Source organism: Limosilactobacillus agrestis, assembly GCF_014145585.1.
In the GTDB taxonomy this organism is placed as follows: Bacteria; Bacillota; Bacilli; order Lactobacillales; family Lactobacillaceae; genus Limosilactobacillus; species Limosilactobacillus agrestis.
The window spans coordinates 1-16668 of the sequence record NZ_JACIVF010000073.1; the positions used below are offsets into that span (position 1 = coordinate 1).

8 protein-coding genes are annotated in these 16668 nt (G+C 40.1%); 3 read left to right on the forward strand and 5 right to left on the reverse strand.

From position 1 onward, the window contains the following. The 4 genes from H5R88_RS09330 to H5R88_RS09345 all read right to left on the reverse strand — a co-directional run. A partial coding sequence (locus H5R88_RS09330; protein ID WP_182600874.1) for a Rib/alpha-like domain-containing protein occupies positions 1–7014 on the reverse strand: 7014 nt, incomplete at its 3' end. A gap of 420 nt (positions 7015–7434) precedes the next feature. Next, the gene (locus H5R88_RS09335; protein ID WP_182600875.1) at positions 7435–8361 is read right to left on the reverse strand and encodes an FAD:protein FMN transferase; all 927 of its coding nucleotides are present in this window, start codon (positions 8359–8361) and stop codon (positions 7435–7437) included. A 2-nt stretch (positions 8362–8363) separates the two neighbouring features. Continuing rightward, positions 8364–9614 (reverse strand): NAD(P)H-dependent oxidoreductase, encoded by a 1251-nt coding sequence (locus H5R88_RS09340; RefSeq protein WP_182600876.1) that lies wholly within the window; start codon positions 9612–9614, stop codon positions 8364–8366. Beyond that, the gene (locus tag H5R88_RS09345; RefSeq protein WP_182600877.1) at positions 9614–10186 is read right to left on the reverse strand and encodes an NADPH-dependent FMN reductase; all 573 of its coding nucleotides are present in this window, start codon (positions 10184–10186) and stop codon (positions 9614–9616) included. Before H5R88_RS09345 ends, H5R88_RS09340 begins: the two co-directional genes overlap by 1 nt. A 256-nt stretch (positions 10187–10442) precedes the next feature. On the opposite strand from H5R88_RS09345, the gene rlmD reads away from it, so the two are divergent. From rlmD to H5R88_RS09360, 3 genes are all read left to right on the forward strand, one after another. Further along, positions 10443–11837: a 23S rRNA (uracil(1939)-C(5))-methyltransferase RlmD gene (gene rlmD, locus H5R88_RS09350; RefSeq protein ID WP_182600878.1), complete on the forward strand. Its 1395-nt coding sequence runs from the start codon at positions 10443–10445 to the stop codon at positions 11835–11837. Positions 11838–12073: 236 nt separating this feature from the next. Then, positions 12074–13084 (forward strand): LacI family DNA-binding transcriptional regulator, encoded by a 1011-nt coding sequence (locus H5R88_RS09355; protein ID WP_182600879.1) that lies wholly within the window; start codon positions 12074–12076, stop codon positions 13082–13084. Positions 13085–13242: 158 nt separating this feature from the next. After that, the gene (locus tag H5R88_RS09360; RefSeq protein WP_182578863.1) at positions 13243–14616 is read left to right on the forward strand and encodes an SLC45 family MFS transporter; all 1374 of its coding nucleotides are present in this window, start codon (positions 13243–13245) and stop codon (positions 14614–14616) included. A gap of 665 nt (positions 14617–15281) precedes the next feature. Here the strand turns inward: H5R88_RS09360 and H5R88_RS09365 are convergent. After that, a complete protein-coding gene (locus H5R88_RS09365) occupies positions 15282–16667 on the reverse strand; it encodes an SLC45 family MFS transporter (RefSeq protein WP_182578862.1) in 1386 nt (461 codons plus the stop codon). Between the last annotated feature and the right edge of the window lies 1 nt (position 16668).

Below are 16668 nucleotides of genomic sequence, written 5' to 3' on the forward strand. Positions count from 1 at the left end.
ATTTGTCCAAGTGTAAGTGGTTCCTGTTGGTAAGTCACCCTTGTTACCAATTCCTTCTGATGGATCTGGCATGTGACCCTTGTCAGTTGTAATTGGTGCTGGTTCTGGAGTGTACTTATCAGCATCGTCAGTTACAGTGATAGTAGTAGTTACTGTATCTGTTGTTCCATCTGGGTATTGAACCGTAATAGTTACTGATTTAGTACCTGGAGTGGTTACATCTGGTTCACCATTTGTCCAAGTGTAAGTGGTTCCTGTTGGTAAGTCACCCTTGTTACCAATTCCTTCTGATGGATCTGGCATGTGACCCTTGTCAGTTGTAATTGGGTTTGGTTCTGGAGTGTACTTGTGTGCATCAGTTTCAACGTAAGTTACGTTTACATCTTCTGGTTTGCTTGAAGCATTTACAGAAAGTGATGAAACTTTAGTTGCTTTTGTACCATTTACTTCTGAGAAGTAACCATCAATTTGAGTTACAGGAACTTCTGGTAAAGTAGTTTCTGTATCATTAGTTAACTTGTTAGTTTCAGTATTGTAAACAGTGTATGCACTGTAACTAGTATCGCCGTTCTTATCAACCGTCTTAGTCCGTGCGAAAGTTGCCTTTTGAGTTTGGGTAGTAGTCTTGCCTTCTGGAGTAGTAATGTTGATATTTCTAGTTACGTAAGTGAATAAGTCAGATTGACTAGGATCATTAGGGTTAGTTGGAATTTCAGTTCCAGTAACGATTAATGGAGTATCAACATTTTGAGTCTTGCCATCTGGGTAGTGAACAGTAATAGTTACAGTAGTCTTACCAATCTTGTTCACATCTGGTTCACCATTAGTCCAAGTGTAAGTAGTCTTAGGATCTAATTCATCCTTGTTACCAATACCATCTGCTGGATTTGGCATTACACCCTTGTCAGTAACGATTGGCGTACCAGTTGCGTTTTCACTGTAATGAACTTCTGGAGTATCAACAATGACGTGAACTGGAACCTCATCTTGTGAGCCATCTGGGTAAGTTACAACGATAGTTGCATCCTTAGTACCTGGAGTAGTTACATCTGGAGTGGTCTTCCAAGTGTACTTAGTGCCATCTGGTAAGTCACCCTTGTTAGCAATTCCTTCTGAAGCATCTGGAGTATCACCTACATTAGTGTGTACATCCTGACCTTCTGGAGTGTACTTATCAGCATCGTCAGTTACAGTGATAGTAGTAGTTACTGTATCTGTTGTCCCATCTGGGTAGTGAACTGTGATAGTTACTGGTTTAGTACCTGGTGTGTTTACATCTGGTTCACCATTTGTCCAAGTGTAAGTGGTTCCTGTTGGCAAGTCACCCTTGTTCTTAATACCGTCTCCTGGGTTTGGCATTACGCCCTTGTCAGTATTAATTGGTTGACCTTCTGGAGTGTACTTGTGTGCATCAGTTTCAACGTAAGTTACGTTTACATCTTCTGGTTTGCTTGAAGCATTTACAGAGATTGCTGAAACTTCAGTTGCCTTTACACCATTTACTTCTGAGAAGTAACCGTCAATTTGAGTTACAGGAACTTCTGGTAAAGTAGTTTCTGTATCATTAGTTAACTTGTTAGTTTCAGTGTTGTAAACAGTGTATTCGCTGTAACTAGTCTTACCGTTCTTATCAACAGTCTTAGTACGTGCAAAGGTTGCCTTTTGAGTTTGGGTAGTAGTCTTGCCGTCTGGAGTAGTAGTGCTGATATTTCTAGTTACGTAAGTGAATAAGTCAGATTGACTAGGATCGTTAGGGTTAGTTGGAATTTCAGTTCCAGTAACGATTAATGGGGTATCAACATTTTGAGTCTTACCATCTGGGTAGTGAACTGTAATAGTTACAGTTGATACACCGATCTTGCTTACATCTGGTTCACCATTAGTCCAAGTGTAAGTAGTCTTAGGATCTAATTCATCCTTGTTACCAATACCATCTGCTGGGTTTGGTTCTACACCTTGTTCAGTAATAATTGGAGTACCAGTTGCATTTTCACTGTAGTGAACTTCTGGAGTATCAACAATAACATGAACTGGAACTTCATCTTTAGAACCATCTGGGTAAGTTACAACTACAGTTGCGTCCTTTGTACCTGGAGTTGATACATCTGGAGTAGTCTTCCAGCTGTACTTAGTACCAGTTGGTAAATCACCCTTGTTAGCAATACCTTCTGAAGCATTTGGAGTTTCACCTACATTAGTGTGTACATCTTGTCCTTCTGGAGTGTACTTGTCTGCATCTGTTGGGTTCTGAGTGTAAGTTACGTTTACAGTTGAACTCTTAGTTTCTGGAGTTACGTTGTTATCTGCGGCTACCTTAGTTGCTACATTACCATCAACTAATGAAGTGTAATCCTTAATTTGTGGTACATCGAATTCTGCGAAGCTGCCAGTAGTCTTATCAGTTTGCTTAGTACCGTCCCAAACTTTGTATTCACCGTAACTTACGGTTTCACCAGTAATCTTATCAATAGTCTTAGTACGTGCAAAGATTACTGATTGTGGAGTTGAAGTAGTCTTACCAGTTTCTGGGTTAGTTACTTCAATAGTTCTAGTTACTGTAGTGAATAAGTCCTTTTGACTTGGGTCAGTTGGATCAGTTGGGTTAATTACGTCAGTTGGATCAGTTACGTTAATTGAACCTGCTGGTAATTCAATGTTCAAGTAAGTTGCTTGACCATTTGCAGCTTTATCACTAAATGTGATCTTAACAGTACCTTGAGTATCGCCCTTCTTAAGTGGAGTTGCCCAAGTGTATGATACTGGCTTGTTAGCAGTTAACTTATCTAAGTTAGTAGTGTCAATTAAAGCAGCTACTTGATCAGAAGTTAATTCGTTTACACCTGCAGTTACGTCAACTGGCTTAGCTGGGTTCTTAGCATCTGCACCTTGAACAGTTACACCATTACCATACCATCTAGCAGTTTGACTACCACCTTGAGTAGTGAATAAGCCGCTACCAGTATCCTTAATTAATTGGCTGTTTGCACCGTAAGTAATCTTAATTGCTGGATTCTTTTCAGTATCAACAGTTGAAGTATTAGAACCTGGAAGAACTTCATCCATAGTAGCCTTATCTACGTTAGTGTTGATTGGGTTAATCCATTCAACAGTTACGTCATTAAGGTCACCAGTACCATTAGCCTTGTTGTAAATTACAGTACCATCTAAGTTCTTACCGGCACGAACATCATTGTTGTTCCACCAAGTAATCTTAGTAATTGCATCTTTGGCATCTGGATTCATACTGTTAGCAGTAGTTTCGTGAAGGTTATCTAAATTAGTGTCAACACTTACACTGTAATCAGTACCGATGAATGTGTTTGCGCCAACAGCGATTGGGGCATCAATAGTTTCTTGTGAACCATCTGGGTAATTTACTGTTACTGGTACAAAGATTGGTCCTTCTGGAGTGTTGTCACTAGTAGTTACAGTTACATTACCAGTATTTGGATCAATAGTTGCAGTTACACCATCTGGTAATTTAGTACCTTCTGGAATAGTGTAAGTAGTTCCTGTTGGAGCAGTTACGCCTTCACCGTATGATGGAACACCAGTTTCAACTTTACCACCTTGGTTTACGTTTACTGGGTTGTAGTGTGGGTTGTAAGTATCTGCATCGCTTGCTGGAGTAGTTGTATCAACGTAGCTTGCTGGAACCTTAACATCTAAGTAAGTGTTTTGGCCCTTGGCATCTTTATCGTTGAAAGTAATACGTACTACAGCGTTATCCTTATCAACGCTTTGTAAAGTTGCGTGATTAATTTCGCTTGCTGGAATAGTAGTGTTTACTAATGCCTTAAATTGATCATCAGTTAATTGAGTACCAGCAGTTGCTTTAACTGGAGTAGCTGGAGCAGTTTCTTGTGCTACAGCACCTGGTGCATCAATGTTCAAGTCTGAAGTAGTAGTGTAAGCTGAGTCTTGATCTAATACGTCATCAGTAAATGGTTGTGAATCCTTATCAAAGGTTACGTTTACAGTACCCTTAACAGTTTCACCCTTAGTAGCTTCTGAAACAACAGTTGATGGTTCAGTTCCCCATGCAATGGTAATACCCTTACTATCTTTAGCGATAGAAGTTGGAGTAGTGCTAATAGTGTTAACAGTATCCATTTGGTATTCATCAATTGACTTAACGGCTGCGTCTGCCTTTAAGTCCATGTTGTTGTCTGAAGTTTCATGTGCCTTAATTGCGCTTGGATCAGTAGTAATTACGATTGCACCGTTAAGGTTACCTTCTGGGTCCTTTGGCCATACAACAGTTTCATTACCATCTGTTACGAATACTGGGGCAAAAACAGTTTGTGTAGAACTTTCACCACTGTTAGTTTGATCAGTGTAAGTTACTAATACTGGTACGTTGTACATACCAACCTTACTGTTATCTGCAGTTGGTGTAAGAGTTAATTCACCAGTGTTTTCATCAACGCTTACCCATGCTGGAGTATCAGCAGTCTTGGTATAAGTAGTCTTGATTTGATCTTGTTGTGGAGAATCAGCTGGTTTGTTAAAGACAGTTGGTTTTACAGTCTTAGTAGTACCTTGTTGTACATCAGTTGGTGCATAGATTGATTGTGAAATAGCAGCCTTGTTACCAAATGAAATTCTTTGTGGAGTCCAGAAGTTAAAGTTGTTTAAGAAGTTGTTTAATTGTACTTCTTGTTGAACAGTACCTTGTGGATCGTTAACTACTTGGCCATCACTGTTACGAGTGTAAACAACTTGACCAGTCTTATCCATAGTAAGAGTTACAGCACCGTTAGAATCAAGGAACTTAAGGGTGTAATTATCTTTTGAACCCTTAAGAGTGTCATAACCTAAGATAGCATTCATACCCTTAGCATCATGAGCAGTTAAGTTTTGGATGCGCCAAGTGTTTGATGGGTTATCAGTGTAGTTACCAGTATCCCATTGTGATAATGGAGTACCACCTGGAGTTACACCATTCAACTGAATCATGTTACCAGCATTATTGGAGTCATTGTTACCTTCAAGACGAATTAAAGTACCAGTTTGACTACCAGTTCTTTGTAAGTTTACGTAAGCTGGCTTAGTGAAACTCAAAACATCATTTGAGCTAGTACCATACATATTGATTAAACCAGCAAATGGAGTGTTGGTCATAACCTTACCAGTGTATAAAGCTGGACTTACGAAAGAAGCTTGATCTTGAAGATCTAAAGTAGCACCTTCACCAACATTCATGGTGTATTTAACTGGGTTAGTACCATAAGTACCCATAACAATTAATGGAGCCCATACCTTACCATCAGCCTTGTTAGTTGCTGGAACATCTTTACGAACAATCTTCAAAGTACCATTGTCAATTAAGCTACTGTCATGAGCTTGAATGTTAGAACTTTGGATACCACCAACGTTTAAGGCAATAACACCAGCGTGGAAGCCGTTGAAGACTGAACTAGCACCAACAATACTGTTTTCAAAACCATCATGTTCGTTATCTTGTTGAGTAAGAATGTTAACATTACCAGTCTTATTAATAGTTAAGTTACGAGCCATAATAGCTGATGAGTGACCACTACCTAAAGTTTCATTTAAGTTACCATCGATAGTTAAAGTACCATCAGTCCAGTCAGAAGCGTTGGCAACACCCATACCACGAGTTACGATACCACGAAGATCGTATTGGTTTGGAATAGTTGAGTTAATAAGGTTACCGTCTTGATCCTTAGTGTTAGCGTTAATAGTTAAAGTTGAACCTTCAGCTACATGTAATGAATCATAAGCGGTCTTAGGATCTGAGAAGTCACTTGCGTTATGTGGAGTTACCAAAATAACGTTCATACCTTCACCATCAATTACACCACCACCAGTTTTATCTGGAGAAGCAGCGTTAATGATAGTAGTACCATTTAATACTTGAACTGAGTTTGCATCAATTCCGGCATGCTTGTTAATGATACTTTGTAAAGTAACCTTGTTATCACCGCTAAATTGAACATTAACATTAGCAGAATCAATTAATGAACCATTCTTAATGTTTGCAGTAACGTTGTTAAATTTAACAAGATCATACTTTTGGTTGTCGTATGCATCACCTGATGGAGCTGCAGCAGTATTACCATCAAAACCAAATGGGTTAGTGTTGTTAGCGTTAATAGTTACATCATTAAAAGTAACTTTCCAAGGTGATTTCTTTGAACGGTTACCCTTAATAACACCTGTAGGACCTTCTTTACTTTGAGTAATGTAGTAATCACCAAAGTTAATAATGTGTCCATTACCATTGATAGTTACTTCACGTGAAATATTGTTATTAGTTAATTGTAACTTAGTAGGGTCAATTAATGGATTTGGTCTCTTAGTTGCATTTGAAGAGTTATCAACATTAATATCGGCTTGTAAGTCAATGGTAGTTACAGTTGAACTGTTCAAAGCATTTGCCAATTCATTCCAATTAGTAGCTGCAACGGTTTGACCTTGAGTTTCATCCATAGCTGCCCAAGTACCTTGTGAATTTTGACCAGTTACAACACCGTTACCATTTGAAGTAATAACATTGTCATCTTTAGCAGCTGATGATGAAGCAGCAACTGAACTATTGCCTTCAACTGCAGCACTAGCAGAAGCTTGAGCTGAGCTAGTTACTGAAGCGTTGCTGGCAGCACTAACAGAAGTTTGAGCTGCACTCTTAGCTGCAAAATTAGCAGCAACAGCTGATTGGAATTTATCAGCCACTGGTGTAACAACATCAGTATTAGTTGACTTAGCAGAAGCAGAATTTGCTTGAGCATCGCTGTTGCTTTGAGCAGAAGTACCATTTAAAGCAACATTCGAGCTTGATTGAACATTAGTTACTTCTGGTTGAACATTATTATCATTGTTAGCTGGTTGAGTTGGTGTATCATCGGCACTTGCAGAGGCATTGAGACCCATGAAAGTAAAACCGATCAAAACAGAAGCAACCCCAACAGTTAACTTCTTAATCGCAAACCGTTGCTTCTTTTGCTCTTGTTTGCGGAATTGTTCTTGTCTATTATTCTTAGATAACATTCTTAATCCCCTCTCGATAAAAGATATCGATTAAATAATTTCATAATCTACGGTTATATATACTACTCTTTCGAAAATGTTTTTCAACAGATAAGTTATATTAAAAATTGCAAATGTTGATATACCAGCGTTTGTAAGTGTAAATTATTTTTAAATCATATGAAAATAAAATCATTTATAGTGAGTTGAAAAACTGTTATACCCGTATAAATTTTATCCTTGATAAACGCTATCAAATTTTAAAACTACCAATTTAATTTTCTTAGATTCCCTGCACCTCTTTATCAAGTCCCTTTAGATTAACTATTTTCCGACCGCAAGCCCTTATATTTTTATGTTTCACTTGATAAATATACTTGTTTCTCTAGCAAAAACAAAAAGTGTGATCAAGCATTTCACTTCATCACACTTTACTTAAGTTTATTTAAACCCTACATTGAGCATCGATTCGTCATTTCGAATCAAGATGGCCCCTCGATTGCCTGGATGATTTTCCCAACCGGTAATTGGGCCACCATTGAAAAAGAGACGTTTAGCCTCAATTTCACCCATTACTGATTGATCAGTAAAAACAGTTACACTACTTAATGTCGTTTCAAGCGGATATCCCGTACGCGGATCAAGTAAGTGGTGATACCGTCGACCATTTTTAATTAAGAAGCGTTCGTAAATCCCTGAGGTAACAGCTGAGCATGCTGGTTCACGTACTGTCGCAAGGTTTTCGCCACGGTGTAACTGGGGGTCTTGAACTCCAATGATCCACTGACCATCATCCCGTCGTGGTGATTTACCAACAAAGAGGAGGTTACCACCTAGATCAATAATCCCTGCCGGTACTCCCCCTGCTCGCCATTGATCCCGGATCCGATCGGCAATATAGCCCTTCGCAATCCCACCCAGGTCTAACTCCATCCCTGGCTCTTCTAAGTAGACGGTGTGGTTATCACGATTTAGCAAAACCTTATACGGATCAATCAATTTAAGCCGTTCCTTAATTTCAGCATCCCTAGGCACTCGCGCGTCGTTAAACCCAATTTTCCAGAGCTTAACTAACGGCCCAATCAACGCGTTAAAGCCGAAATCCTCGCGGCTATACTTCACAGCCATTTCAATTAGGTCAAAGGTCGAGGGCGAGACCATTTTCGGAGTTTTACCTGCCCCTTGATTGACCGACATCACTTCGGACTGGTCCCGATTGACTGTTAGTTGATCTTCATAATGGTCAATTAAGTCCATCGACTTCTTTAATAGTGAAAAATATTTATTACCAAAAATCGTTAAGTTAATTCGAGTCCCCAAAGCATGATGAGTCATCATATGCCGTTGGGCCATCAACTGATCGTTCATAATTAGTTTTCAGATGCCCCTGTAGTAGCATCTGCCTCTTCATTATTTGCATCGACACTACCTGCATCAGATGCTCCTGTAGTAGCGTCTGTATCAGCATCATTGTTTACGGCCGGTGCTGGAGTCGCACCTACTTCACTAACATTGTCAGCGTTAGCATCATCACTTGATTCTGAAGCACCAGTTGATGCGTCAACACTGTCAGCTTCTACACTGTTGTCATTAGCATCTTCATGCTTAGATGCACCAGTGTTACCATCAGTACTCCATGCACCATTTTCAAAGAGGTTAAGAATATATTCTACGCTACCAGTAAATTCGATGGTTCCAAGGTAATGCCCATTAACATCACGTAAAGCGTAGTATTGGATCAATGAACGGTGGCCATTCATCCATAATGGACGAGTAACAACGTCTTTTTCACCGTTCCGGAAACTATTAATAATCTTCATAACCGTTGGGACGGCTAGTGGTGGATGACATTCTTGCACTGTTTCACCAAGGGATGCTACATTCCGTACATGTTCTCGATTAGGCTTGTCAGAATACCACACAAAGTGATCCGTACTATCAATCAGGTCAAGTTCAAACGGAATTGTGCTAAAAATTTGCTGAACTTCTTTTAATGTCAACCGACCAGTGGGGAAGTTAATATACGCTTCACTAATCGTTGGTTGTTTAACGGACATCTCCAGTCCCTCCTTATTTACTTTTTCAAAAATTTGGATATATTCCACGAAATGGGTAAAACATTTTTCTAGGTTATCTCGCATTTCAGGGTTAATTAATCGGCCATCCTTAGAAAACGAATGACTCGCATTCCCGATCAATACTTCATTTCCCGGCAATAAATTCGTATTACAGTCAGGAGAAATCAAAATTTGCCGCATCTGTACTTGGGAACGAGCGGAGGCCTGTCGACCATAGGAAACCCCCACTACCATTGTCGGTTTATTCGATAATACGTTAGTTTGGTAGGACAACCATTCAACCGCACTCTTTAACGCCGCGGGAATTCCATGATCATATTCTGGTGTTGAGAAGATAATCCCATCGGCCGCCTTTACTTTTTGTTTTAATTTCCATACCACCGTTTGCTCGGAAAGGGGAGTATCAACACTAAAAGGTGGTAATTGATTAATTTCGTAAATTTCAATGTCAGCCATTTGTCGAAAATGCTTTTTCATGTATTTAAGCAAAATTCGATTATATGAGAATTTCGCATTAGTTCCAACTAAGGCAAGAATCTTCATTATTTATTCCCCTCCTTCTTTTCTACAACCATCCGGTTAATTGCCTTTGCATAGTGTTTAAATTCACGTACACATTTTTCTAAGAAATGAATCGTGGTCTCATTAGTAATATTCCCTTCCCCATCAATAATGCTGGCAGCATCACTCATAAAGAATTCTTCGTTTTGGAAAATATAAGCATTTACCCCGGGAGAAATCAAGATATCCCTTAATTGAACCTGCGAACGCGAAGCTCCCTGATCATGAGTCGACGCCCCAATAATCATTACTGGTTTATCCTGTAAGGGGTGAACTTCATATGAAAGCCATTCAACGAGACTCTTCAACGCAGAGGTAATTGAGTGGTTATATTCTGGACTCGCAATAATAACAGCGTCGGCACTTGCAACACGACGATCAATATCGGCAACAACCTCAGGAATCTTGCCCTTATAATCTTCATTAAACATCGGTACTTGACGAATATCAATCACATCAATATCATCATCACTAAAATGGCGAGCCATAAATTCTAGGAGCATCCGATTATAAGAATGATTAGCATTAGACCCGGCAATTGCAGCAATTTTCAAAAGTGTCACTTCCTTTAAGTTATTTATGCAACATTTCACATTGTTATTCTACTATATTTTTCGCAATCAAAAAACATATTATTAGCAATCTGTATACTTAATTGACTATTTTCATAACAATTGATTATAAGTTTGGTTAAGTTGCCATGTTAAAAATTAATTATGCAATTTTTCTCCCCTTGACATATTTGTCCAGTGATATTTGGAGATGTGCTAAAATATTAAACACATTGAATTAATAGAACGGAGAAATAATATGACACAAACTAAACAACATGAACATGATGTCGATGTATGGGTCGGGAAACGATTTCCACTCACAATTCGTCGTCTTGGTGTTAATGGGCATGGAATTGGTTACTATAAGCACAAAGTATGTTTTGTCCCGGGAGCCCTCCCAAATGAAGTCGTGGTCGCCGAAGTTACGCGAGTTCTTCCGCGCTATCTTGAAGCTAAAGTACACCGCATCCGGAAAAAGAGTCGGGATCGGGTAACGCCACGGGATCATTACGCTGATATCGCTGGTGGGTTTGAACTTGAAAACCTCGCTTACCAACAACAATTAAAATTTAAACGGCAAGTAATCATCGATAGTCTCGAAAAGTTCCAACCATACGGCTACCGCAATTACGATGTTCGCCCAACTATTGCAGCTCCTGAAGAATATGGTTACCGTAACAAGGCCCAATTTCAGGTACGAATGGTTAATGGCAAAGTGGCTGCTGGTCTTTACCAACCAAATAGTCATACCCTTGTTGATATGGAGACTTGTGCTGTTCAAATGCCCCGAACAATGGAGACGGTTCGAGCTGTGACAAAGATGATCGAAGACTTGCAGATCCCGGTCTATGATGAAAAGCACAATAGTGGCATCATCAAAACCTTAGCAGTCCGGGAATCATGGTCAACCGGGGAAGTTCAATTAACCTTTATTACTAATTCTCCTAAGCTTCCTCATAAACGCGAACTGCTTGAACGCATTGAAAAAGAATTACCATCAGTTGTTTCTGTTATGCAAAACGTTAACCCTGGCGATACCCCCTTAGTTTGGGGTGATAAAATGATCCATCTTGCTGGTAAAGATTCAATTCTTGAAAGCTTGATGGGGCTTGATTTTAAACTTTCAGCGCGCTCATTCTTACAACTAAATCCTGAGCAAACAGAGGTGTTGTATGAGGAAGCTTCGAAAGCTCTTGAATTAGACAAAGATGATACCTTAATCGATGCATATGCTGGAATCGGAACAATCGGTCTTTCCCTTGCATCACGGGTAAAAGCTGTTCGCGGGATGGAAATCATCCCCGAAGCAGTCGCTGATGCTAACGAAAATGCCAAGTTAAACAATATTACTAACGCTAGATATGAAGTTGGCAAGGCAGAAGAAGTTCTTCCCCGCTGGCAAAAAGAAGGCCTCAACTTTGATGCCCTAGTTGTTGATCCTCCACGAACAGGGTTGGATGACCAACTAATCAAACAAATCTTAAAAGTTAAGCCGCGAAAGTTTGCCTATGTCTCCTGTGGCATGGCTTCTCTCGCCCGTAACTTACGGCGGTTAACTAGTGTCTATCACGTTGACTACATTCAACCAATTGATATGATGCCCCAAACGGCCCGTTGTGAAGCAGTTGTCAAACTATCATTACGAAAATAGCATCACCATTACCAAGAGATGTTATGACTCATACCTCCCGTAAGTACAAATAGGTCTTCAGAGTTCAAATTTACCGGACACTGGAGGCCTTATTTGTGTTCACCGCCGTTCGCATTTTATCTCTGCCAATAACATACCAAATAAGGAATTTTTCAATTGTACCAGGTTGATACCCGAGTGCGTTTGCAACAAGGAATAAGTTTTTTATAATTAAGATTAGTGAAAGGGGCCTGAAAATGAAACCGACCATCAAGGATATTGCTCAACGGGCGAATGTTTCCACCGCCACTGTTTCCCGAATTTTATCGAATAAGAAACAATCATACCGGCCGGAAACCGCAACTAAAGTTAAAGCAATTGCCAAAGAACTAGGATACAAAAAGAACCTTGCAGCTGCAGAACTAGCTGCTCATAGTAGTAAGCTAATCGCGGTTATCTTAAACAATACGCAAACCAATTTTGCGGACGATATTATTGCCGCAATCCAAGCAGCTACCGATCAGGCTGGCTACCAAATGTTTATCCTGTACGCTGGAAACCATGATTCACGACTGCTAAATCAGGCTATTAGTGTTGCCCTTGAGCGACACGTTGCCGGTATTCTGCTAGTTGCCACGACGCTCGATAAAGAAGCGGCCCATACCTTACAAGAAAGCAATACTCCCTGTCGGTTAATATCGGTCTATGACGAAGCTGATCCCCGGTATACTGGATTTAAATTTACAAGTTCAAATAACGAGGAAATTGGTTATTTAGCCACTAACTATTTGATTGAACGTGGTCATTTCCGAATTGGGTTAGCGGGTATTGATCGTTCTTCAACCGGAAAGCAGCGACTCCACGGCTACCAACGGGCAATGACTGAACACGGATTGATACCGCGGATGGACTGGGTTGAATATGGCGATTACAGTTTTGGCCCTCAACAAAATATGCTCAAAATACTAATGAATAAGGAGCTTGATGCGATCATCACCGCTAGCGATATGGTGGCCGTGGGAATGATCAAAGAGGCTCATTTACTGGATCTCGATATCCCAAAAGACCTATCATTTATTAGTATCGACGGAACCTTTCTCTGTGACATCACCATCCCAACCATTACAAGCGTAACTCAGGACTTTTATCAAATGGGCACAATCGCGGTTAGGGGGCTATTAAATGATGAGGACTCACAATTTATTCCAGTTCATATCACACCACGAAATAGCGTCAGAATCCTAACTACAAAATCATTAAAACATTAAAAAGCCGCTATCTGTTTATTGAATCAGGTCGCGCCTTTTTATTATTCTTTTTGCAAGCGGTTGCACAAAAAGAATCGATTTGTTATATTATTCGTGTAAGAGCTTACATGAGCTCAAATTGCAATTATTTTAGACATTTTTGTTAGGAGTTGTTTTTCATGAGTCAAGATAAGTCTGTTGAACTTAACCAAGACCAAGAAACTTCGACGAGTGGATTACCAATTTTACCAAAGAGTACCATCTGGATGATTAACTTTGGTTTTCTTGGTGTTCAAATCGCCTTTACATTACAAGGTTCGCAAATGAGCCGGATTTTCCAAACAATTGGTGCTAATCCTAATAATTTAGGATGGTTCTTCTTACTTCCACCACTTGCAGGATTGATCGTGCAGCCAATCATCGGTTATTACTCTGACCGGACATGGGCACCAAGGCTTGGTGGGCGGCGACTTCCCTACTTATTAATCGGAATGGTCATTGCGGTCATCGTTATGATTTTACTCCCTAATTCAGGAAGTTTTGGATTCGGATACGGTTCATTAGCTGCCCTCTGGTTTGGGGCCATCACCGTTGCCTTCCTTGATCTTTCATCAAATATGGCAATGCAGCCATTTAAGATGATGGTTGGTGATATGGTTAACGATGACCAAAAGAGTTACGCATACGGGATTCAAAGTTTAATTTGTAATACTGGTGCCGTTTTAGCCGCTATTTTCCCATTCCTTTTGACTTGGTGGGGTGTATCAAACACTGCTAAAAAGGGTGTTGTTCCGCAATCAGTTGTAATTTCATTCTACGTCGGAGCTGTTATTTTAGTTATTACCTGTCTCTTTACGATCTTCCGGGTTCACGAATATGATCCTGCAACATATGCTCGCTACCATGGCATTTCAGAGGAAGATAATAAAAAGGGCGGAAACTGGTTTACCCTCTTAAAGCACGCTCCACGAGTATTTTGGAATGTCGCATTAGTCCAATTTTTCTGCTGGTTCTCTTTCCAATACCTTTCAACTTATGCGGTTGGGGCCATCGCTAAGAATGTTTGGTTAACAACTGATGCTTCTTCAGCTGCCTACCAAGCTGCTGGTAACTGGTACGGTGTTATGACTGCAGTTCAATCAATTGCGGCAGTTGTATGGTCATATGTTTTAGCTAAAGTTCCTAATAACCACCACAAAGCTGGCTATGCTTTCAGTTTACTGCTGGGAGCAATTGGTTATACTTCAATCTTCTTTATTCATTCGCAATCCGCCCTTATCTTCTCCTTTGTTTTAATCGGGATTGCTTGGGCCTCAATGAATACTTACCCATTAACGATGGTTACCAATGCCTTATCCGGTAAACACATGGGTACCTACCTTGGCTTATTCAACGGTTCAATCTGTGTACCACAAATGGTTGCCTCACTACTTAGTTTCGGTCTCTTCCCATTACTCGGCAGTTCTCAAGTTAACATGATGCTTGTTACCGGTATTTCTGCCCTCTTAGGTGCAATTTCAGTTCTCTTTATCAAGGAAACTTACCAAGCTTAAATATTTAACCAGTAAAATATTTATTCTAGCACTTCCACTAATATTCTATATAGGAGTGAGAACGCGGTTACCTGTAACTTCATTTGCGCCCCTGCAAGCAAATCGAGCAGGAGATAATTAGTCCAATTATCGACCTCTCACCCCACCGAATACGGGGAGTTGACAATTTAAACACTGTTAAATCGACTGGAGCAACTTGGATTTATGGCTATATCCAAGTTGCTCCAGTTTTTCATTTTTAAGAAAGTAGTCAGCATCCTATTATGTATGTTCCGCCCATACCCTTTTCGAATACCAGTGAATTTAGAGACGCGTCATAGCATACCTAACTTCTTTAAGTTAGTAACTTTTGTTTTGGATTCCAACTTGATCGGCAATCTTGTCCAATTAACTCCAACTTTGTAGCGACGTGAAGCTAGTTCTACGTTATTTTACTATTGTTCATGAAAGCAGTTGGGGGGCGAGATAAGGCAGGTTCCTTTCACAAAAGACAAATAGCGCAGTACAACAACGGCCTCCAACGCTCGGTAAAACGAACATTGGAGGCCGTTGTTGCTTGCGGGGGCTCTCAGAAGCTAGCTTCGTGGCGAAAAACGCACGAGTGACTTCTGTCTCGCTCCCCTCTGTTTTAACTATTTTATATTTAAGGAAAGATTTAATTAGTTCTATGCTTTTTTAACAACCACCCCTTCATGGATTCCTTGTACTGCTAATGCCCCAAGAAGAAGGGCAATTCCACCAAGTAAAAGCATCATCGGTTGATTATGCCCAACAAGTGGGAAGAGGAAGAAACTACATAATGAAGCAACGATTTGCGGAACACAAATTCCAACGTTAAAGAGTCCCAGATAAGCACCCTCATTTTTACCATTTAGTGATGATGTTAATAAAGTAAACGGAATAGTATTAATACTAAAATTGCCAATCCCAAACATAATCATTGCAATAATCGAAGTCGTCTTAGTAGTTGCAAAAGCCATCCAGCTTAACCCGATACCACCAATAAGCATTCCAAACGTGTACCATTTCTTCCGCGAATCAGCTTTTGCGTGAGCGTAAATTAACCCCCAGATAATCCCAGCGATACTATAAAGGGCTGTTAGAATCCCGTACCAGTTACCGGCTGCCTGATAACCAGCTGAAGTTACGTCAGAAGTGTGCCAAATATTACGGGCACAAGTCCCTGTAGTATAAGTCCAAACATACATAATAGCAAACCAACTACAGAACTGGACAAGGTTAATTTCCCAGAAAGCTCGCGGCGCTGTTTTAATTAATTTCCAAATGCTCTCTGACTTCTTCTGTTCTTCGGGTGTAATGTGGTGATACTCAGCATAAGTTACCGGATCATACTCTTTAACATTAAAGACCGTCCATAACCCAGCAATAAGCAACACGGCCGCAGCACACAAATATGACCAGATAACTGTGTTAGGAACTACCCCTTTCTTGGCGGTATTAGACATTCCGAAAATCGTAAAAACAAATGGTAAAATTGTTGCTAAAATTCCCCCTACATTAGAGAAAACTTGTTGCCAGGACCACGCAAAGTTCTTCTGCTTATTATTAACCATATCACCAACGACCATCCGTAATGGCTGCATACAAATATTACTAAATAAGTCCATTAAACATACTGCAATTGCCGCATAGATCATTGCGGCCATTGAACCATAGCCAAAGCCCAAGGATCCCGAGAATGGGAACATGATCAAAACTAAGGCAGCAATCGGTGTCCCAAATAATAGGTATGGCATCCGGCGCCCAAAACGGTTCCAGGTATGATCTGACATTTTCCCCATAATCGGTTGAACAATCATCCCCATTAATGGTGGGAAAATGAAGAAGAACCCAAGATTATTAGGATTGGCCCCAATTGTCTGACAGATCCGACTCATTTGTGAACTTTGCAATGAAAAAGCCATATTAATTCCTAGAAAAGCAACGGTAATGGCAAATAACTCTTTTTTAGGTAGATCCGGCATTCCGGTATCGAGATCAACCTGCTTAGTTTCTACTTTTTTCTTCGAATTTGTAAGTGATTTATCCATG